Origin of the sequence: Paraburkholderia sp. SARCC-3016 (genome assembly GCF_031119615.1) — a bacterium.
Taxonomy (GTDB): domain Bacteria; phylum Pseudomonadota; class Gammaproteobacteria; order Burkholderiales; family Burkholderiaceae; genus Paraburkholderia.
This window is the reverse complement of record NZ_JAVHZD010000012.1, coordinates 38,398-59,710: the sequence shown is the minus strand read 5'-3', so window position 1 is coordinate 59,710 and position 21,313 is coordinate 38,398. Positions and strand designations below refer to the sequence as shown.

Below are 21,313 nucleotides of genomic sequence, written 5' to 3'. Positions count from 1 at the left end.
GCCGGCCGTCCGGCCGTACCGCCATTTCGACGCATCGTTCCCGGAGAATCGAGCATGGAATCGAAAGACGCAGCCAATCCGTTTGCCGAATTCAACAAAATGCTGGAACAGTTCAGGTTGCCCGGCTTCGACGTTCCGGCCGTGATGGAAGCCCGGCGCAAGGATATCGAGGCGCTGGTCGCCGCGAACCAGATGGCGCTGCAAGGCATGCAGTCGATCGCACAGCAGCAGGCCGACATGCTGCGTTCGACGCTCGCCGAGCTGCAAACGCTTGCGGCGAAGCACGCGGCCGGCGGCGGCATGCCGTCCGCGCAAACGGCCGAACTCGTTCAGCAGACGCTGCATAAGGCGCTCGCCGACATGCAGCAGCTTGCGCAAGCCGCTTACCGGTCGCAAGCCGACTCGTATGCGGTAATCGCGAAGCGAGTCGAAGAAAACGTGCAGGAACTGAAGACGCTGCTGCAAAAGCAGTAACCGGACGAAGGGCGCCACCTGCAGTGCAGCGACCGCCGCCATCGGCGGGATCCGGCGCCCTCGATATTTTCTGCATGTAAGGCTTGACGCTGTGCGTACGCACATATATGCTGCGAAGCATGAACAAGCCACTGTCCCATGACGAATGCAACTGCTTCGCACTGCGCCAGGCCGCGCGCTTTGTGACGCAGATCTATGAACGTCATTTGAGCCGGGTCGGCCTGACGGCGGCGCAGTACACCATCATGGCAAAGCTGTCGCGCAAGCCGCAGCTGACAATGGTGGACCTGGCCGAATCGATGGTCATGGAGCGCACCACGCTGGTTCGCGCGTTGAAGCCGCTGCAACGCGACGGGCTGATCGTCAGCGAGGCTTCCGAGCACGACGGCCGCACGTATCTGTTCAGTTTGTCCGACGCGGGCAGGCATCTGTTCGAGCAGGCGGCTGCCGCCTGGCGCGAAGCGCAGGACGAGTTCGAAGCGAAGTTCGGCAAGACGCGCGCCAAATCGTTACGTAGCGAGCTCTTTAGCATCACCGCCTGATTTTTTCCGTACTGTTCGAAGAAAGTTTTGATCAACCTGACTCGATATTTGTGTATATGCACCCAGAAGATGAACCGTTAGCCGCGCCGTTGCTGCCAGACGATTGCTTTGCCATCCGGCAAGCCGCGCGCTTCGTATCGCAGATCTACGACCGGCATGTCGGCAAGGCCGGTCTGAAGATCACGCAGTTCTCGATCCTGAACCGGATTCGCCGCCGGCCCGGCATCACGATGAAGGAACTGGCCGAGTGGATGGTGATGGAGCGCACGACGCTGGTTCGTGCGATCCAGCCGCTGCAGCGCGATGGCCTCGTGCGCAGCGACGCATCGGAGGCGGATCGCCGGGCGTTCCAGATGCGCCTCACGGCGGCTGGCCTCGAGAAGCTCGAAGCCGCGGCGAGCCATTGGCACGACGCGCAGCAGGAGTTTGAAAGGCATTTCGGCACGCAGCGCGCCGCGTCGTTGCGGCAGGAACTGTTCGATTTGACGAAAAAGCCAATCTGAGCAACGAAAGGCAAAGGAAAGCGCCTGCTGGCGCATTTTTTTAACCATTTTAAGTGCATACGCACTCAAATACATGAGCTCAACTCCATCGACAATCGCGCCGCCGAACGTGGCGGGAACCGCGCAGAAAACACGCCATATTCCCTGGATGTCGCTTGCGGTGCTTTCCGTCGTCGTCGTGCTGATTGGCGCGGGTTCCTACTGGTACTTCGTCGGCCGCTTTATCGAAACGACCGACGATGCGTATGTCGGCGGCGACGTCACCGTGATGGCGCCGCGCGTGAGCGGCTTCGTGACCGATGTGCTCGTGAAGGACAACCAGTACGTGCATGCGAATCAGGTGCTGATCCGCATCGATTCGCGCGACTACGATGCGCGGCTCGCACAGGCGAACGCCGAAGTGCAGAGCGCGCAAGCCGCCGTGACCGAACTCGAGGCGAAGCGCACGCTGCAGCTCGCGCTGATCAACGAGCAGGCGGCGGGCGTGCACGCGTCGAGCGCCGAGCTCACGCGCAGCGCGGCAGATCAGTATCGCTATCGCGCACTCGTGAAGGACGAAGCCGTATCGGATCAGGTGGTCGAGCGCGCCGATGCGGACCTGCAGAAAGCCCGTGCCGCCGTCGATCGCAGCAATGCGTCGCTGGTTGCCGCGCAGCGTCAGCTTACCGTGCTCGATGCGCAGATTGGCGACGCACAGGCGCGTGTGGCGACGGCAAATGCCGCGCAGCGCGTCGCGGAACTGAATGTCGAATACACGACGATCCGCTCGCCCGTAGACGGTTACATCGGCAACCGCACGGCGCGCGTCGGCATGCTCGCCAATGCCGGCATCTCGCTGTTGACCGTGGTGCCCGAGCACGGCCTGTGGATCGATGCGAACTTCAAGGAAGACCAGCTCAGGCACATGCAGGCGGGCGACAAGGTCGACGTGAAGCTAGACGCATCGAGCGAACCGCTTACCGGCGTCGTGCAAAGCCTCGCACCGGCCACAGGCGCGACCTTCAGCATCCTGCCCGCGGAAAACGCGACCGGCAACTTCACGAAGATCGTGCAGCGGGTGCCCGTGCGCATCTGGCTCGACGTGCCGAAGAACCTGCATCACGTACTGCGGCCGGGCCTGTCGGCGACGGTGAGCGTGCATCTGAACGAACAGCGCGCAGGCGCATGACCGACCCCAACGCAAGCGCTCGCAACCACTCGCAACCGATCGCGACCGCTCGGTAAGCGCGTGCCGCGCAACGGAAAACGCTCACCATGACCCACCCCGCCGCCCCCCCGATCGACCCGATGAATCTGCCGATGCGCGAAAAAGTCTTCGCGTTCACGCTGATGTGCATCGGCTTTTTCATGGCGACACTCGATATCCAGATCGTCGCTTCTTCGCTTCGAGACATCGGCGGCGGACTTTCCGCGAGCCAGGACGAGCTGTCCTGGGTGCAAACCGCGTATCTGATCGCTGAGATTCTCGTGATTCCGATGTCGGGCTGGCTCACGCGCGTGTTCTCGACGCGCTGGTTGTTTACCGCATCGGCCTTCGGCTTCACGGTGACGAGCATGCTGTGCGGCCTTGCATGGGACATCAATTCGATGATCCTGTTTCGAGCGCTGCAAGGCGCACTCGGCGCGGCGATGATCCCGACCGTGTTTACCACTGCATTCATGATATTCCCGGGCCGCCAGCGCCTGATTGCGTCGACGGCGATCGGCACGCTTGCGACGATCGCGCCGACCATCGGCCCGGTGATCGGCGGCTGGGTGACCGACCAGTGGTCATGGCACTGGCTGTTCTACCTGAACCTCGTGCCCGGCGCGCTGGTGACGGTACTGGTGCCGCGCTTCGTACACGTCGACCACGCCGACATCTCATTGCTCAAGCGCGGCGATTACCGCGGCATTGTGCTGATGAGCGGTTTTCTCGGCTGCCTCGAATACATGCTCGAGGAAGGCCCGCGCAAAAACTGGTTCGGCGACCCTGTGATTCTCGCGTGTGCGTGGATTTCCGGCATCTGCGGTTTTCTGTTTTTCGTCCATGCATTCACCGCGAAAGATCCCATTGTCGACCTGAAGGCGCTGGCGCTGCGTAATTTCGGCATCGGTAGCCTGTTGTCGTTCGTCACCGGCATCGGCATTTTCTGCACCGTGTATCTGACGCCGGTGTTTCTCGCACGCGTGCGCGGCTTCGATTCGCTGCAAATCGGCCTTGCGCTGCTTTCGGTCGGCGTGTTTCAGTTGATGGGGCTCGTCATGTATACGACCGCTGCGCGGTTTATCAGCCTGCGCACGCTGCTCGTATTCGGGCTGATTCTGTTCGGCCTCGGCTGCTATCTGTATGTGCCGATCACGCACCAATGGGGCTGGTATGAGTTTCTGATTCCACAGGCGCTGCGCGGCTTCGGCCAGCAGTTCTGTATCGCGCCGATCGTCACGATGGCGCTCGGTTCGCTGCCGCCGTCGCGGCTCAAGTCGGCGAGCGGACTTTTCAATCTCATGCGTAATCTTGGCGGCGCGATCGGCATCGCCGTGGTCAGCACGATGTTGAACGACCGGTTCAATCTTCATTACGAGCGGCTCGACGAACACGTCACCGCTGGCCGGCCTGTCGTCGAATCGTTCCTGCGCGATCGGGCCGCACATCTGTCCGCGGCCGGCGGCGATATGGTCAACGGTCTGCAGGGCAGCGTCGCATCGCTGCATGCGCTGTTGACGCGCGAAGCGCTGACGCTGACTTTTTCCGACACCTTTCTGGCGGTCGCGCTGTGTTTCGGCGTCGCGCTCCTCGCGATGCTGTTTTCAAAACCGTTTGGCTTTAACGCGCCGCCCCCCGATGCTCACTAGAAGATTCAGTCAAGGAACCGCCATGAAACCGATTCTGATGAAAGTGCTGGCTGCCGCAGCGGTGCTGACGCTCGCGGCCTGCGCGGTTCAACCCGCGACGCACGCCGATTTGCCGGAAACGGTGAAGACGGCTGCGCCGGCCGCCTGGAGCGTCGATGCACCGCAAGATAACGTCGACGCGAACAGATGGTGGACGCGATTCGGCGACCCTGTCATGCACGATCTCGTGCAGTCGGTGCTTAACGATAACCTCGATGTGAAAGCGGCTGTCGAGCGCGTGAAGCAGGCGCAGGACGACGTGAAGCAACGCCATGCGGCGCTGCTGCCGGAGCTCGATGCGACCGCGATCGCGTCGCATACGCGGCAGATTCTGCCGCCGCCGCTCGGTTACGTCGATGCCGCAGGCGCGGGGCTTTCGGCAAGCTGGCAGCCGGATGTATTCGGCGGCGAACGCCTTGCCGTGCTCGCGGCCAGGGCGCAGGTCTCGGGACGCGAATCCGCGCTGAACGAATTGCGGCTCGCGCTTGCCGCAAACACCGCGGCCGCCTATATCAATCTGCGCTGGGCGCAATCGGAACTGCAGATTCTCAACGACAACGAGCAGATCCGCAGCCGCGCGCTGAAGCTCACGCAGGACAGGCTCCGCTACGGCCTTTCGACGCAGCTCGACGTCGCGCGTGCGCAGAACCAGTTGCAGGACCTGCAGGCGCGCATTCCGCGTGTACAGTCGGAAATTCAGCATCAGCTGAGTCTGATTGCGGTGTTTTCGGGCCGCACGCCCGAAAGCGTCGGACAGCTCGTCCTCACCGATGCGCGTGCGGTTCCGGTGCCGTCGCAGGGTGTGCCCGTAACGCTGCCGTCCGAGGCATTGCTGCGCCGTCCCGATGTGCAGACCGCGTACGCAAGAGTCGAGCAGCGCGCTGCGGAGGTCGGTTTGGCACGTTCCGAGCGTTACCCGAAGTTTGAACTTAATCTGACGGACGGGTTGCTTGCCGCATCGTGGGTCGGTACGCCGACGCTGACCGATAACCTGTTTAGTGCCGCATTGAGTGCGACGAGCCCGATATTCAACGCGGGCCGTATCAACGCGAATATCGACGCAAGCGAAAGCCGGATGCGCGAATCGCAACTCGGGCTGCAGCAGACGATGCTCAACGCGCTTAAGGAAATCGAGGATACGCGCAGCGACCTCGTTAGCGGCGCAACGCAGGTCGACCGGCTGGGCGGCGCGCTCGATTCATCGAACAAGGCATTGAAGCTGTCGACGCAACTGTATAAGAACGGCGCGTCGAGTTTTCTGGATGTGCTCGATGCGCAGCAGGCCTACCTCGTCGACGCGGAAGCGTTGAACGAAGCGAAGCGCACGCATGCACAGGCGGCCGTCGCGCTGTACCGGTCGCTCGGCGGCGGATGGAATGCGCCGGCAGCGGACAGCGCGACGGCAGCGAATGCGGGCAGGCCGGTTATGCCATCACCGGCTGCTGCGTCGATGGCAACGGCTGCGGCGGCCGTCGCCGCAAACTGATTGGCGGGTGAGCCGGGCTGCAAGCCGCTTCGACCGCCGCCTATGAACATCGGCGCCTCGCGTGCGGCGCGAGCGAGGCTTCCACGTGTAGCACTTCCTTGTGAGGAGCAGCAATGACTACTCGAGAAATCGTGATCAGCAATCCCGTCAGAACCGCAATCGGCGCGTTTGGCGGCACGCTCAAGGACGTACCGGCCACCGACCTCGGCGCGCTCGTCGTGCGCGAAGCGGTGCGCCGCAGCGGCTTCGATGCGAGCAGGCTCGGCTCCGTCGTCATGGGCAACGTCGTGCAGGCCGGCAACAAGATGAACCCGGCACGCCAGGCCGCGATTGCCGGCGGCGTGCCCGTGTCGGTGCCGTCGCAGACAGTGAATCGCGTATGCGGCTCGGGCGCACAGGCGGTCGTGTCGGCCGCGCACGAAATCTGGCTCGGTTTCGGCGACGTCGCGGTGGCGGGCGGCATGGAGAACATGGACCGCGCGCCGTATCTGCTCGACAAGGGCCGCTGGGGTTACCGCATGGGTAATGCGCAGATCTACGACAGCGCATTGCACGACGGTCTCGTCGACGCGTTCTCGGGCGAGCATTCGGGCTGGCACACCGAAGATCTCGTTACGAAGCTTTCGATTACGCGCGAAGCGCAGGATCGCTGGGCCGCGCGTTCGCATCAGCGGTTCGCGGCCGCGCAAGAGCGCGGCGCGTTCGAAGCGGAACGTGTGGCGGTCGAAGTGCAGGGCCGCAAGGAAACGATCCGCTTTACCGACGACGAGCAACTGCGTCCCGATACGACCGTCGAAACGCTGGCGAAGCTGCGTCCCGCGTTTCGCCGCGATGGCAGGATCACGGCCGGCAATGCGCCGGGCCTGAATTCGGGCGCGGCGGCAATGCTGGTTGCCGAACGCGCTTACGCGGAAGCGAACGGCATCGAGCCGCATGCGCGGCTCGTCGCCTATGGCATCGGCGCGGTCGAGCCCGGCATGTTCGGCCTGGGCCCGGTGCCGGCGGTGCGCATGGCGGTCGAACGGGCGGACTGGAAGCTGACCGACGTCGAGCGCTTCGAGATCAACGAAGCGTTTGCCGCGGTGCCGCTCGCGATCATCCAGCAACTGGGTCTCGCTGAAGACGTGGTCAACGTCGAAGGCGGCGCGGTCGCGCACGGCCATCCGATCGGCGCGACAGGCGCAATTCTCACCACGCGTCTGATTCATTCGATGCGGCGCGACGGCCTCAAACGCGGCGTGGTCACGCTGTGCATCGGCGGCGGGCAGGGCATCGCGCTCGCGCTTGAAATGTTCTGACTCGTTAACGTTTATCGGCGCATGCGGGCCCAAATGTCGCCGCGGGGCCGAGCGGTGGTCTAGGCGGCTCGCGGCATGCGCCGCGTGCCGCACGCGTTCCAGGCTTCTCCTGCATACTTGCGTACGTTTTTATCCGGCACTCGACAATCGAAGGAACGAAGATGCGAATTCTCGTAGTGGGCGCGGGTGCGCTAGGCGGTTATTTCGGCGCGCGCCTGATCGAGGCGGGCCGCGACGTGACGTTTCTCGTGCGCGCCGGGCGTGCGGAGGAACTGAGACGCTCGGGTCTCGTGGTCAGAAGCACGCATGGCAACGCAACGCTGCACGATGTGCCGACGGTGCTCGCCGACGGCATCCGCGAACCGTACGATCTCGTGTTGCTGAGCTGCAAGGCCTACAACCTCGACGACGCAATCGAGTCGTTTGCGCCCGCGGTCGGCCCGTCGACGATGATCCTGCCCGTGCTCAACGGCATGAGCCATATCGATACGCTCAAGGCGAAATTCGGCGCCGCGAACGTGCTCGGCGGCATCGCGTTCATTGCTGCAACGCTGAATCGCAACCGCGAGATCGAGCATCTGAACGACTCGCACTCGATCGCCTACGGCGAGCTCGCTGGCGGCATGTCGGACCGCATCCGCGAAATCGAGCGCACGTTCGACGGCGCCAACTTCGTTTCCCAGGCGGTCGACAACGTCGGCCAGCGGATGTGGGACAAATGGACGTTCCTCGCAACGCTTGCCGCAAGCACCTGCGTCACCCGCGCAGCGATCGGCGACATTCTGAAGACGCGGGACGGCAAGCGGCTGATCGAAGGCATCTACGGCGAGTGCCTCGGCATTGCGCAACACAACGGCTTTCCGGTCAGCGACGCCGTGCAGACGCGCGACCGCGGCGTCCTGCTCAAGGAAGGCTCGCCGCTGACCGCTTCGATGCTGCGCGACATCGAGAATCGCTCGAAGATCGAAGCCGACCATATCGTCGGCAATCTGATCGAACGGGGCGGCGAGGCGCAACGGGCCGCGGCGCCGCTATCGCTGCTGCGCGTCGCGTACACGCATCTGAAAGCCTATGAAGCGCGGGAAACGCGCGGCGGCTGAAACGTCAAATGCTTGAAGTAGAATCGACGGCACGATAAAAAGCCTTGTGACAGGAGGTGAACCATGCCGAGTCCCCAAGGATCGGTGGTGGCGATCAGTTCCGCTTCGGCAACGGTCTTTTCGATCGGCATGGCGTTTCTCGGCTACTGGGGAATCAACGAGCCAGGCGGCTGGACGCGCGCGGACCGGCTCATCGCGGCACTCGCGCTGATCGGATTCGCCTGCCTCGGAGTCGTGCCGTGGATGGCCACCGCGCCTGTCGAACCCGACACCCCCGACGCCAGGATGCGCATCGCGCGGCATCTGTTTATGGCCGGTGCCGCGTTTATCTGGATCGCAATCGTGGTGGCGGTGGTGCTCATCTGAGCAGCGCTCGAGGCCGGAGCCCGTATCCGCGTCCACCCGTTTCCGCATTCGTGTGCCGCAGTCAGTCCTGCGAGTCAGCTTTGCCAGTTAGCCCTGCAATACGATGACAGACATATTGCGAACCGCCATCATCTACATCGCTTATCTGATCGATCCGCACGCCTACCCAACCGGTAGCGCACTGCCGCGCCTGATTCTCTACGTTGCCGCTGCGCAAGTCGCAGTGGCCGCGCTGCTGTTCGTGAGGCGCGTGCGAAAAAGCGCATGCTTCGGCGTGCTCGCGTTGCTGAGCGCGGTGATCGTGCCCATCGGTTTATGGCTTGCCGGCACGGGCGAGGCAAGCATATTGACGAGCGTACCGGTGTGGATCTTCTGCGCGCTGCAACTGGTCGTCGCGCTCTATTGGCTCGCGATGCGGCACGCGCGAGCCGTCGCGCACGTTGCGTTATTTATGGTGTTTGCCATGCCTTGCGTGAGCTTTGTCGTTGCCTCGCATCTCGCCGACCCTTCCCATCGCACTTACTGAACGCCATTCGGATCAACTGAAGCGGGCGGCGAAGCGGACCCGGCGAGCGGCCGGAGCCGGCGGACCTGCACTAACGGCGCAGCCGGCTCGTGAGGGTACGCGATGGCACGCTGATGGCCGAAGGCCGGCACGCGGCCGTCGCTGGGGCCGAAGGTCTTCGGGTGTCCGGGCGTCGCCGCGCATCGGGACGAGCGCCTCATTCAACGTGCATCCCGACAGACGCCCGATTCCAAAAGGTGGTGTACAGGTACCTACGAAATGCGACGGGATGACTTTTAACCCGTAAAACAAGCGTCAAAATGTGTCGCGTAGTCTGCGGCACGCAACAAAAGAACGTATCGACGCATAAAAGATTCGCGCGAAACGCCTTTGCGCTTGTAGAATCCCGCGTGAAGCGTACACATGTCGTGTACGCTTCGTGGCTCACTGACCAACAACAGGTAGGAGAAACATGCCGACTTCCGCAAAGAAGGTTGCCAAGAAGGCGACCACCGCAGCGACCAAGAAGGCCGCTGCAACGAAAGCTCCCGCAAAGAAAGCCGCGGCTAAGAAGGTCGCCGTGAAGGCGTCCGGCGTACCGTCGCCGATCAAGGACACCTTCACGAAGGCCTCGCTGGCCAATCACGTGGCTGAACGCGCGGGCGTTGAACCGAAGTCCACGAAGGCTGTTCTGGCCGCGCTCGAAGACACGATCCTCGGCGCAGTTCACAAGAAGGGCGCCGGCGAATTCACGCTGTCGGGTCTTCTGAAGATCTCGGTGCAAGCTGTCCCGGCCAAGAAGAAGCGCTTCGGCAAGGACCCGTTCACGGGTGAAGAGCGCTGGTTCCCGGCAAAGCCTGCTTCGGTGCGCGTCAAGGCACGTGCGCTGAAGAAGCTGAAGGACGCGGCATCGGCCTAAGGATCGGCACGGCGTGGTTCGATCGTCGCCGTCTTCGGGCGGTGGCGATGGACCCACCGATGTCTGTCTTTGAATCCCCGCGAGGAACACTCGCGGGGATTTTTTTATTCCGCGGTCCTGGTAACCGCCGGACTTATCCAGCCGTGTTCGTGTAGACGGCTTCCTTTGACTGCGCGCTTTTAACCGGCTGCTTTTCTCCACCTGCTTTTAGCCTGCTACTTCCCGCTGGATTCCCTAACTCGGGTCGCCGCTGCATCGAACCGGTCCTGGTGCGCTGCATCGCGCACCTTGGTAGCGCATCGCCGCCCTGCGCGGTACGATCGAATCAAGCCATTTGCGGCCTCGCTCAACGCTCGGGCAGCTTCTTCGGGCAGCTTCTACGTTATTGCGCGTTCGCAGTGCATAGCGGTGTGCATTTCGCTCGTCGCCATGGGTTACATTGTGATGCCCGGGCCACGTCCATTGCCCCTGCAAAACACGGCCTGTCGGCTCAATGGCATAACGCTTGCTTGAAACAGCCGGACACCGAATGCGCAGCGCATTCGCCTTCTATCCGACAAAAAGAGCGGGGCGTGACATGCGATGCTATGACGAGATGCGTCATCACGACGAAGCCGTGCGGCCGCACTACACGCGCTTTGCGAACTGGCTCGAGCAACAGGGCAATGAAGCGATTGCGCGCAAACGCGCCGAGGCGGATCTGCTTTTCAGGCGCGTCGGCATTACGTTCGCCGTGAATGGCGACCTGTCCGGCACCGAGCGGCTCATTCCATTCGACCTGATTCCCCGCATCATTCCGCGCGACGAGTGGCGCACGCTCGAAGCCGGCTTGCGCCAGCGCGTGCAGGCGCTGAACCTCTTTATCCATGACGTCTATCACGAGCGCAATATCGTGCGCGCCGGCGTCGTGCCCGCGGACCAGGTCTACACGAATGCGCAGTACCGGCCCGAGATGCAGGGCGTCGACGTGCCGCTCGGCGTGTACGCGCATATCGCCGGTGTGGACGTGGTGCGTGCCGGGATGGACGGCGAGTTCTATGTGCTCGAGGACAACCTGCGCGTGCCGTCCGGTGTCTCGTACATGCTCGAGAACCGCAAGATGATGATGCGGCTCTTCCCCGAGCTGTTCGTGCAGAACCGTATCGCGCCGGTCGCGCATTATCCCGACCTGCTGCTCGACATGCTGCGCTCGGTCGCGCCGGCGGGCGTCGACGATCCAGTCGTCGTCGTGCTGACGCCGGGCATGTACAACTCGGCATACTTCGAGCACACGTTTCTCGCGCAGCAGATGGGTGTCGAGCTCGTCGAAGGCAAGGATCTGTTCGTCGACGACAACTACGTATTCATGCGCACCACGCAAGGACCGCGGCGCGTCGACGTGATCTACCGCCGCGTCGACGACGATTTTCTCGATCCGCTCGCGTTCCGCCCGGATTCGGCGCTCGGCGTGCCCGGGCTTCTCACGGCATATCGCGCCGGCCGCGTCGCGCTCGCGAATGCGATGGGCACCGGTATCGCCGACGACAAGTCGATCTATCCGTACGTGCCGCAGATGATCGAGTTCTACCTTGGCGAGAAGCCGATTCTCAACAACGTGCCGACTTACCAGTGCCGCAAGCCCGAGGATCTCGCCTATACGCTCGCCCACCTTCCCGAGCTCGTCGTGAAGGAGGTGCACGGTGCGGGCGGCTACGGCATGCTCGTCGGCCCGGCAGCGACCGCGGATGAAATCGAAGCGTTTCGCGCGCGCCTCCTCGCGCGGCCGGCCGGCTATATCGCGCAGCCGACACTCGCGCTGTCCGCGTGTCCGACCTTCGTCGAAGCCGGCATCGCGCCGCGCCATATCGACCTGCGTCCGTTCGTGCTGTCCGGCAAGACTGTGACGATGGTGGCGGGCGGCCTCACGCGCGTCGCGCTGCAACAGGGGTCGCTCGTCGTCAATTCGTCGCAGGGCGGCGGGACGAAAGACACGTGGATGGTCGACTGAACAACAATAAAGGAAGGTCATCATGCTGAGCCGCACTGCCGACCACCTGTTCTGGATGGCGCGCTACATGGAGCGCGCCGAGAACACCGCGCGCATGCTCGATATCAACCTGAAAGCACAATTGCTGCCGCAGACGTCCGAACAGGAAGCCCGCACGCAGCGCGCGGTGCTGCGCATTTCCGAGCTCGAAAGCGCCTTTTCGCAGCGTTACGCCGAACCGGCGCGCGAGCATGTGGTCGACTTCATGGTGGCCGATGCGGCCAACCCGTCGAGCATCCACTCGTGTCTGCAGGCGGCGCGCGAAAACGCGCGCGCCGTGCGCGGCACGCTGACGACCGAATGGTGGGAAACGATCAACGACACATGGCTCGAGTTCAACGAACGCATTGCGGCGGGCCAGCTGGCCGTCAATCCGGCCGCGCTTTTCGAGTGGGTGAAGTTCCGCTCGCACCTGTCGCGCGGAGTGACGATCGGCACCGCGTTGCAGGATGACGCGTTTTTCTTCACACAGCTCGGCACGTTTCTCGAGCGCGCGGACAACACCGCGCGGATTCTCGACGTGCGTTTCGCCGACGCGGCGCCCAATTCGCGCGACGCCGCGCGCCAGCTCGAAGACTTCTATTACTGGACGTCGATCCTGAGTTCGGTGTCGGCGCTCGAGATTTACCGCAAGGTCTATCGCGATGTCGTGACGCCGGCGCGCGTCGTCGAGCTGATGATCCTGAACTCGCAGATGCCGCGTTCGCTGCTCGCGTCGCTTGACGGCGTGTGCGCGAATCTCGCGATGCTGCGTACCGAAGGCTCGAATACGTGCGAGCGGTTTGCGGGCAAGCTTCGTGCCGAGCTGTTATATGCCGATATCCGGCAGATTTTCGAAGCGGGGCTGCATGCATGGCTCACGCAATTCCTCGCGCGCGTGTTCGAGCTCGGCAATCTCGTCGCTCGCACCTATTTACTGCTGCCGGTGGCCTGAAGAAAGCCTGTACGGAGTGCCCTTATGTTTCTGACGATCCGCCATGAAACGGTCTATCGCTACGATGCGACGGTCCACTATTCGATCCAGCAACTGCGGCTGACCCCATTGAGCGGTTCGTCGCAGACCGTGCGGCGCTGGTTTCTCGACGCACCCGGCAAGCTCGATTCGGCGTTCGACGCGTACGGCAACGTGCTGCACACGCTCGTAATGAACCGTCCGCACGACGAGATTCGTGTGCATGTGTCGGGCGAAGTCGAAACCATACCGCTTTTCGACGGCTGTCTGAACGAAGACGCCGGTCCGATTCCGCTCGAACACTTCACGTGCGCGACGCGTTTGACCGACGCCGATCCGGCGATCAGCGAACTCGCGCACGCCGCGCCTCCGCTCGACACGCCAGCCGCGCTGATTACGCTTGCCGAGCGGATCGTCGAACGCGTGCCGTTCCAGTCGGGCATCACCGAGGTGACGAGCACGGCGGCGCAGGCGCTCGCGCTTGGCCGCGGCGTCTGCCAGGACCACACGCATCTGATGCTTGCCTGCTGTCGCGCGCGCAACGTGCCGGCACGCTATGTGAGCGGCTATATCGAGCCCGGCGAAGTCGACGACGCCGCGAGCCACGCATGGGTCGACGTCTGGCTGACGGGCGTCGGCTGGGTGTCGGTCGACGTCACGCATGCGGCGTTTGCTTCGAACGTGTATTGCCGGCTTGCCGTCGCGCGCGACTACGAAGCGGCGTCGCCCGTGCGCGGGCGACGCATCGGCGGCCACGGCGAACGGCTCGACGTAACGGTTGCAGTCAGCGCGTTCGAGCAGTCGCCGCAATAGCAGCAATAGCGGCGATCGCATCGATCGCATCAGTCGCACGGATAAAGTCGGAGGCCAAGCGGTCTTAGGAAGACAAAACATTCTACCAACTCCTTGGCTCACAGAACGACATGGCTACGATCCGACTTAGGAATTTGTCATGACGTATTGCGTCGCACTGAGCGTCGATGAAGGAATCGTGTTTCTGTCTGACACGCGAACCAACGCCGGCGTCGACCATATCAGCACGGCACGCAAGATGTCCGTGTTCGAGCAGCCGGGCGAACGCGTGCTCGTGTTGCTCGGCGCCGGCAACCTGTCGCTCACGCAGGCGGTGCTGCGCGAATTGTCCGAACCGTCCGACCCGCTCGAGCCGACGCTGTGGACCGTGTCGACGATGGCCGATGCGGCGGCCGTGGTCGGCCGCGCGGTGCGCAACGTGCATCAGCGGGATTCTCAGGCGTTGCAGCAGTTCGGCGTCGAATTCAATTGCAGTTTCATTCTTGGCGGCCAGATCGCGCAGGGCGATGCCGGTGACGCCGACGAACATGCTCCCCGTACCGTGCCGCGGCCGCGCCTTTTCATGATCTATTCGGCCGGCAATTTCATCGAGGCGTCGAGCGTGAATCCGTATTTTCAGATCGGCGAATCGAAATACGGCAAACCGATTATCGACCGTGTGCTCGTGCCGCAGACGCCGCTCGACGAAGCGGCCAAATGCGCGCTGATTTCGATGGATTCGACCTTGCGCTCGAATCTGTCGGTCGGTTTGCCGCTCGATCTGCTTGTCTACGAGAAGGATGCACTGCGCGTCACGCGTTTCGTGACAGTCACGCAGGATAACGCCTACTACCAGATGATTCACCGCACATGGGGCGACCGGTTGCGGCAGGTGTTCGCCGAAATTCCGGACCCGGACTGGCGCGATACGGCGGCGATTCCGCACGCCGATATCGAAGGCGAGAGCCTGCTGGTTCGCGCACCTTCGGCCGCTGCTCACGATGCGCTCGACGTGCGGCCCGCTCAAACGCTGGCCCAGTCCGACAAGCCGAAAACGCCGCGCTGAACGGCCGCCGGCCGCCGAACATCGAACAACCGCACACAAGAACGGACACAAGAAAAAAGCCAGCCTCGGCTTGCGCCTTCGGCTGGCTTTGAACTGCAGCGTAGAGCTTCACGCTGCGCAGTTTTTGTTGTTGCTTTTAGAACTTGTGACGGATACCGATGCTGACCATTTCCTGCGTGTTCGAGCCAGCCTGGAAGCCGTACGAACCGATCGAAGCCTTCGCGTCGGTCGTCGTCGTCGCGTCGACGCGTTGCGTGCCGCTCGCGTGCTGGTATGCGCCCATCAGGTAGACGTCGGTACGCTTCGACAGCGAGTAGTCGGCACCGGCCGAAACCTGGTGGTAGTTCGATGACGTATCGCCCGCACCGTGCGTCCAGGTGTAGCCGAGGCCGAGCAGCAGGGCCGGCGACAGCTGGTAGCCCGCGTAAGCGCCTGCGACGTGGTACTTCTCCTGATTGCTGAACGCCGAGAATGCGTCCGGCTTGTACTGTGCGAAGCTGTAACGCGCGTTGAACGTGAACGGACCGACCACGTACTGGGCAGCCGCCGACGTGATGCTGATCGACTTCGCCGATGCGTAGGCGCTGTTGATCGTCGAGCCGTCGAACGTAGCGTCCGACGTCGCGCCCGTGCTCCAGCCCGGCGCCGTGCCGAGCGGGTTGGCGGCCGTCGGCAGTGCGCCGCCGCGAGCGGCGAAGCCATTCGCGTTGTCCATGCGGAAGTAGCCCGCGGCAACGTTGAACGGACCCATGCCGTACGTTGCAGCACCGCCCCACGACTGGCCGGAACCGGTCGTGCCGGCCACGCCGCCGAACGCGTACATGCCTTCGAACTGGAAACCGCTCCAGACCGGCGAGACATACTTGAACGAGTTGTTCGTACGCGAGCTGTTGTCGTTGTTGTCGACGTCGCCCGGCGTGGCGAACATGCTGCCCCAGAAGTTGTCGGCGGTGATCGGCTGGATCATGTCGACGAGCGGGTCATACTGGCGGCCCACCGTCAGCGTGCCGTACTGGTCCTGCGTCAGACCGACGTATGCCTGACGGCCGAACAGGCGACCGCCCTGGCCGGCCCTGCCGTTATTCGGATCGAAGCCGCTTTCCAGCTGGAAAATCGCCTTGAGGCCGCCGCCGAGGTCTTCGGTACCTTTCAGACCCCAACGATTACCTTGGATGTTTCCTGACTGCAGGTGATAGAGGTTGTCATTCGCCGGGTTCGCGTGGTGTACCCACTGGAACGCATCGTCGAGGACGCCATACAAGGTCACGCTGCTCTGGGCGTGCGCCGCGCTGGTAGCACCGAGCAGAGCCAACGAGAGGGTAGACAGTGCGATTCGTTTCATCCAAATCTCCACGCAGATGATTGTTTAGTTGTTGCGAAACGGAGAATAACGCAGGGGGTCCATGCACAAGAAACGAAAAAAATAAAGGTGTATCGAAAATGTGACAGGTAGGCGAAACCCTTGTCTAACAAGCCCAAACGTGATTATTGCAATATGGGCAATGTTTTATCATCGAACCAGCATTATTGTCGATTTGGTGTGATATATCGTCCGGCGATTGCATAAGTGGCTGTTCGGTGACAGTTTTTTGTAATGTATTTGTCCGGGACGAATCGCTGGCTGGGCGGGAAGTAAACATGTTAACTGTCCGCTTTCAATCAGAGCGGATGGACAGTCGTGCGCAAATGTGGTTTGACGCAGAGGCGGCGTAGCTGATCTAGCGGTTGTCGCCGTTGCGGCCGGCCACTGCGGCGACGACGATCGCCGTGCCCGCCGCGACCAGCACCGAGCTCCACGGGTGTCGTCGCACGTAGCGGTCGGCCGCCGCCGCGGTGCGTCCCGCCTGGACGAGCGTCACGGCCGCGGCCTGGGTCGCCCGCGTTTCGGCGTGCGCGACCGAGCGGCACACGCGGACGGCTTTGCCGATTGCGCCGGGCTTATCGCCGGGAGTCTGTTCGATGCCGCCAGCCGTAGCGGTTGGAGCGGCAGATTCAGCGGCGGTTCGAGCGTATCCACCCACGCTCGCGGCTTTCGTCGCAGCCGGCGCTTGCGCCGCGTTCAGCGTTTCCGGCGCTGCTTGCGCGAGATCCTGCGATCTGCCGCGCAGCGCCGCGCCGCGGCGCGCGGGATCGACGCCGGCTGTCGGCGCGGCGAGGACCGATGCGATCATCGCGCGACTGCCCGGCGGCGTCGCGTGCAGAAATGCCCATGCGCCGCGCGGGTCGTGAAGCCGGCCGCGCGCCGCGGCGAACTCCGCGCCGAGCAGCAGTACGAGTGCCGAGAAGTACAGCCACATCAGCAGCACCGCAAGGGAACCGGCCGCACCGAACGAATTGGCCGTGCCCGCATGCGCGAGATATAGCGCAAACAGCTTCTTGCCCGCCGAGAACAGCACGGCCGCGACAAAGCCGCCGACCAGCGAATCGCGCCAGCGCACGGGCGCATCGGGGAGAAACTTCAGCAATCCCGCAAAGGCCAGCGACAGCACGAGCAGCCCCACGCCCAGTTGCAGCAGATTGCCGATCACGACATAGGGTGAATCGCCCCACAGCCAGTTGCCGACGAACGTAATGCCCGCATCGAGCACGAGCGACACAATGAGCAGGAAGGCGACGCCGAGCACGAGGCTGAACGAAATCAGACGCACACGCACGAGCGCGATGACGCTCGACGCACGCGGGCCGGTCGAGGGCCACACGATATTGAGCGCGCTATTCAGCGACGAAAATGTTGCGGATGCACCGATCGCAAGCAACACGAACGAAATGATCGCAGCGGTGCCGCCCGCGCCGCCGCTGCGGTGCGCGTTCTGCACGATGGTCGTGATCGCGGCTGCGGCGTCGTTGCCGAGCACGGTATGCACCTGACGGTAGAGCTCGCCGCGCGCGGCTTCGCCGCCGAGAAACCAGCCCGCGACCGCGATCACCATGACCAGCGTCGGCGCGAGCGAGAACGCTGCGTAGAAGGCGATACTCGCGGCCAGTGCCGGACACCGGTTTTCGATGAACTGCCGCAATGCGCCGACGGCCCACGACGCCTGCAACCGGGCGGCTTTTTCGATCTTTTGCGCGGAAAGAGATTCGAGTTCCATGGCGATTCTTCCTGTCCGGGGGATGACACGGGAACTGCTCGGCGACCCAGGAGACTGACGACCGACGGCGCGCTGCCCACTGCGCCGGTAGCGGTGCAATCCGTATGCCCGTTGTTGCGGTGCGGGGCTCGCCCCGGTTCGCTGTCTGCCAGCTTAACCGCGTTTTCCCGCATATTGGCCGAAGCTAACAGGCCGCGATAACGACTTATACTTTTTATTACCCCACCACCGAACGCGAGGGCTTCCATGCTACAGATGTCCCGGCGTCAGTTCCTGAAGGTGAGTGCAACCACACTCGCGGGGTCGAGCCTGGCTTTGCTCGGCTACTCGCCCGACGTTGCGCTTGCCGAAGTGCGGCAATACAAACTGTCGCGTACCACTGAAACCCGCAACACATGTCCTTATTGCTCGGTCGGCTGCGGCATTCTGATGTACGGTCTCGGCGACGGTGCGAAGAACGCGACCGCAAGCATCATTCATATCGAAGGCGACCCCGACCATCCGGTCAATCGCGGCACACTGTGCCCGAAGGGGGCGAGCCTGATCGACTTCATTCATAGCGAGAGCCGGTTACTCGTACCCGAGTACAGGCCGCCCGGCGGCAAGGACTGGCAACCGATCTCGTGGAACGACGCGCTCGACCGCATCGCGAAGCTGATGAAAGACGATCGCGATGCGAATTTCATCGAGACCACCGCGGACGGCAAAAAGGTCAACCGCTGGCTCACCACCGGCATGCTGGCCGCGTCCGCGAGCAGCAACGAGGTCGGCTATCTGACGCACAAGGTGATCCGCGCGACAGGGATGCTCGCATTCGATAACCAGGCGCGTGTCTGACACGGCCCGACGGTGGCAGGTCTTGCCCCGACGTTTGGCCGCGGCGCGATGACGAACCATTGGGTCGACATCAAGAACGCCGACGTGATTCTGGTGATGGGCGGCGACTCGGCCGAGGCGCACCCGTGCGGTTTCAAATGGGTCACCGAGGCGAAAGCGCATCGCCGCGCAAAGCTGATCGTCGTCGATCCGCGTTTCAACCGCACCGCGTCGGTCGCGGACTTTTACGCGCCGATCCGGACCGGGACGGACATCGCGTTCCTCGGCGGCGTGATCAATTACCTGTTGGCGAACGACAAGATCCAGCACGAATACGTGAAGAGCTATACGGACTTCACGTTCCTCGTGCGCGAAGATTTCGCGTTCGACGACGGCATTTATTCAGGTTACGACGCGCAGAACCACAAATACGCGGACAAGACCTCGTGGAATTACGAACTCGGCGACGACGGCTTCGTGAAAACCGACGAGACACTGCAGAATCCTCGTTGCGTCTACAACCTGATGAAACAGCACTATTCGCGCTACACGCCCGAGATGGTCGAAAAGGTGTGCGGCACGCCGAAGGACAAGTTCCTCAAGGTCTGCGAAATGCTCGCGACCACCGCGACACCGAACCGTGCCGGCACGATTCTCTATGCGCTTGGCTGGACGCAGCACTCGATCGGCTCGCAGATGATCCGCTGCGGCGCGATGGTGCAATTGCTGCTCGGCAACATCGGAATTGCGGGCGGCGGCATGAATGCGTTGCGCGGACACTCGAATATTCAGGGCCTAACCGACCTCGGTCTGATGTCGAATCTGCTGACCGGGTATATGACCCTGCCGAACGAGGGCGAACAGGATTTCGAGGGATATATCAAGAAACGCGCGGCGCAACCGTTGCGGCCCAACCAGTTGAGCTATTGGAAGAACTACCGCGCGTTCTTCGTCAGCATGATGAAGTCGTGGTACGGCGACGCGGCAAGCGCCGACAATAACTGGGGCTACGACTATCTGCCGAAGCTCGACAAATCGTACGACATGCTGCAGATCTACGAACTGATGGCACAGGGCAAGGTGAATGGCTATCTCGCGCAGGGCTTCAACCCGCTTGCATCGGCGCCGAACAAGGCGAAGATGACTGCGGCGTTCTCAAAGCTCAAATGGCTCGTGATCATGGATCCGCTTGCCACCGAGACATCCGAGTTCTGGAAGAACTACGGCGAATATAACAACGTCGATTCATCGCAAATCCAGACTGAGGTGTTCCGGCTGCCTACGACCTGCTTTGCCGAAGAGCGCGGCTCGCTCGTCAGTTCGTCACGCGTGCTGCAATGGCACTGGCAGGGCGCGCAGGCGCCGGGCGAAGCAAAGAGCGATCTCGAGATCATGTCGGGCATTTTCCTGCGGATGCGCGCCGCTTATCAGAAAGACGGCGGCAAGTATCCCGATCCGCTGCTGAAGATCAACTGGCCGTATGGGCATCCGGACAGCCCGACGCCGGAAGAGATCGCGATGGAGTTTAGCGGCAAGGCGCTCGCGGATGTGACCGATCCGAAAGATCCGTCGAAGGTGCTGGCCAAGGCCGGCGACCAGCTATCGAGCTTTGCGCAACTGCGGGACGACGGCACGACCGCGAGCGGTTGCTGGATTTTCTGCGGCTCGTGGACGCAGGCCGGCAACCAGATGGGCAGGCGCGACAATTCGGATCCGACCGGCATCGGTCAGACGCTCGGTTGGGCATGGGCGTGGCCCGTGAATCGCCGTGTGCTGTACAACCGCGCCTCGTGCGACCTGAACGGCAAACCGTTCGACCCGTCGCGCAGGCTTATTTCGTGGAACGGCAAGGCGTGGACCGGCGCCGATATTCCCGACTTCAAGGCGGACGAGAATCCGGACGCCGGCATGGGTCCGTTCATCATGAACCCCGAGGGCGTCGCGCGTTTCTTCGCGCGCGATGCGATGAACGAAGGGCCGTTTCCGGAGCACTACGAGCCGTTTGAAACGCCGCTCGGCTACAACCCGTTTCACCCGCAAAATCCGCTTGCGACGAATAACCCCGGTGCGCGGGTATTCCCTGACGATCGCGCGGCGTTCGGCAAAGCGTCGGCGTTCCCGCATGTGGCGACCACCTATCGCATCACCGAGCATTTCCACTTCTGGACCAAGCACGCGCGCCTCAATGCGATTACTCAGCCGCAGCAGTTTGTCGAGATCGGCGAAGACCTCGCCAACGAGCTCGGTGTGGTGGCGGGCGACCGTGTCAGGGTGTCGAGCAACCGCGGTTATATCGTCGCGGTAGCGGTCGTGACGAAGCGGATCAAGCCGTTGACGGTCGACGGCAAGAAGATTCAGACCGTCGGCATTCCGCTGCACTGGGGGTTCAAAGGCCTGACCAGGCCCGGCTATCTGACGAACACGCTGACGCCGTTCGTCGGCGACGCTAATACCCAGACGCCGGAATTCAAGTCGTTCCTCGTGAAAGTCGAGAAGGCATAG

The 21,313-nt window shown here is 62.7% G+C and carries 18 protein-coding genes; 16 read left to right on the top strand and 2 right to left on the bottom strand.

What is annotated here, in order from left to right; translation table 11 throughout:
* Positions 1–54: 54 nt before the first annotated feature.
* From QYH69_RS13835 to QYH69_RS13765, 15 genes are all read left to right on the top strand, one after another.
* Positions 55–474 (top strand): phasin family protein, encoded by a 420-nt coding sequence (locus QYH69_RS13835; RefSeq protein ID WP_308832435.1) that lies wholly within the window; start codon positions 55–57, stop codon positions 472–474.
* 119 nt (positions 475–593) lie between these two features.
* Positions 594–1,016: a MarR family transcriptional regulator gene (locus QYH69_RS13830; RefSeq protein WP_308832434.1), complete on the top strand. Its 423-nt coding sequence runs from the start codon at positions 594–596 to the stop codon at positions 1,014–1,016.
* 56 nt (positions 1,017–1,072) lie between these two features.
* On the top strand, positions 1,073–1,519 hold the full coding sequence (locus QYH69_RS13825) for a MarR family winged helix-turn-helix transcriptional regulator (protein ID WP_308832433.1): 447 nt from the start codon (positions 1,073–1,075) through the stop codon (positions 1,517–1,519).
* Positions 1,520–1,592: 73 nt separating this feature from the next.
* Positions 1,593–2,687 (top strand): HlyD family secretion protein, encoded by a 1,095-nt coding sequence (locus tag QYH69_RS13820; protein WP_308832432.1) that lies wholly within the window; start codon positions 1,593–1,595, stop codon positions 2,685–2,687.
* A gap of 86 nt (positions 2,688–2,773) precedes the next feature.
* Positions 2,774–4,354, top strand: coding sequence for a DHA2 family efflux MFS transporter permease subunit (locus tag QYH69_RS13815; protein ID WP_308832431.1), 1,581 nt, complete (start codon positions 2,774–2,776; stop codon positions 4,352–4,354).
* 22 nt (positions 4,355–4,376) lie between these two features.
* Complete coding sequence (locus QYH69_RS13810) at positions 4,377–5,879, top strand: efflux transporter outer membrane subunit (protein ID WP_308832430.1); 1,503 nt, start codon at positions 4,377–4,379, stop codon at positions 5,877–5,879.
* Between the two features lie 113 nt (positions 5,880–5,992).
* Complete coding sequence (locus QYH69_RS13805; RefSeq protein ID WP_308832429.1) at positions 5,993–7,177, top strand: thiolase family protein; 1,185 nt, start codon at positions 5,993–5,995, stop codon at positions 7,175–7,177.
* Positions 7,178–7,338: 161 nt separating this feature from the next.
* Positions 7,339–8,277, top strand: a complete 939-nt coding sequence (gene panE / locus QYH69_RS13800) for a 2-dehydropantoate 2-reductase (RefSeq protein ID WP_308832428.1) — start codon at positions 7,339–7,341, stop codon at positions 8,275–8,277.
* 63 nt (positions 8,278–8,340) lie between these two features.
* The gene (locus QYH69_RS13795; protein WP_308832427.1) at positions 8,341–8,643 is read left to right on the top strand and encodes a hypothetical protein; all 303 of its coding nucleotides are present in this window, start codon (positions 8,341–8,343) and stop codon (positions 8,641–8,643) included.
* A gap of 103 nt (positions 8,644–8,746) precedes the next feature.
* Positions 8,747–9,169 (top strand): hypothetical protein, encoded by a 423-nt coding sequence (locus tag QYH69_RS13790; protein WP_308832426.1) that lies wholly within the window; start codon positions 8,747–8,749, stop codon positions 9,167–9,169.
* 451 nt (positions 9,170–9,620) lie between these two features.
* Positions 9,621–10,067 (top strand): HU family DNA-binding protein, encoded by a 447-nt coding sequence (locus QYH69_RS13785; protein ID WP_308832425.1) that lies wholly within the window; start codon positions 9,621–9,623, stop codon positions 10,065–10,067.
* 577 nt (positions 10,068–10,644) lie between these two features.
* Positions 10,645–12,054, top strand: coding sequence for a circularly permuted type 2 ATP-grasp protein (locus QYH69_RS13780; RefSeq protein WP_308832424.1), 1,410 nt, complete (start codon positions 10,645–10,647; stop codon positions 12,052–12,054).
* 22 nt (positions 12,055–12,076) lie between these two features.
* Positions 12,077–13,027 carry an alpha-E domain-containing protein gene (locus tag QYH69_RS13775; RefSeq protein ID WP_308832423.1) on the top strand — a complete coding sequence of 317 codons (951 nt, stop codon included), beginning with the start codon at positions 12,077–12,079 and terminating at the stop codon, positions 13,025–13,027.
* A gap of 24 nt (positions 13,028–13,051) precedes the next feature.
* Positions 13,052–13,858, top strand: coding sequence for a transglutaminase family protein (locus QYH69_RS13770; RefSeq protein WP_308832422.1), 807 nt, complete (start codon positions 13,052–13,054; stop codon positions 13,856–13,858).
* A 139-nt stretch (positions 13,859–13,997) separates the two neighbouring features.
* On the top strand, positions 13,998–14,903 hold the full coding sequence (locus QYH69_RS13765; RefSeq protein WP_308832421.1) for a proteasome-type protease: 906 nt from the start codon (positions 13,998–14,000) through the stop codon (positions 14,901–14,903).
* Positions 14,904–15,039: 136 nt separating this feature from the next.
* Here QYH69_RS13765 and QYH69_RS13760 read toward each other — a convergent pair whose 3' ends face one another.
* Both QYH69_RS13760 and QYH69_RS13755 read right to left on the bottom strand, forming a co-directional pair.
* Entirely contained in the window at positions 15,040–16,245 is a 1,206-nt protein-coding gene (locus QYH69_RS13760) for a porin (RefSeq protein WP_308832420.1), read from the bottom strand.
* Positions 16,246–16,621: 376 nt separating this feature from the next.
* Positions 16,622–17,995, bottom strand: coding sequence for a YhjD/YihY/BrkB family envelope integrity protein (locus tag QYH69_RS13755; RefSeq protein ID WP_308832419.1), 1,374 nt, complete (start codon positions 17,993–17,995; stop codon positions 16,622–16,624).
* Positions 17,996–18,241: 246 nt separating this feature from the next.
* Between QYH69_RS13755 and fdnG the strand changes: the two genes are divergently transcribed.
* On the top strand, positions 18,242–21,313 hold the full coding sequence (fdnG, locus tag QYH69_RS13750) for a formate dehydrogenase-N subunit alpha (RefSeq protein ID WP_308832418.1): 3,072 nt from the start codon (positions 18,242–18,244) through the stop codon (positions 21,311–21,313).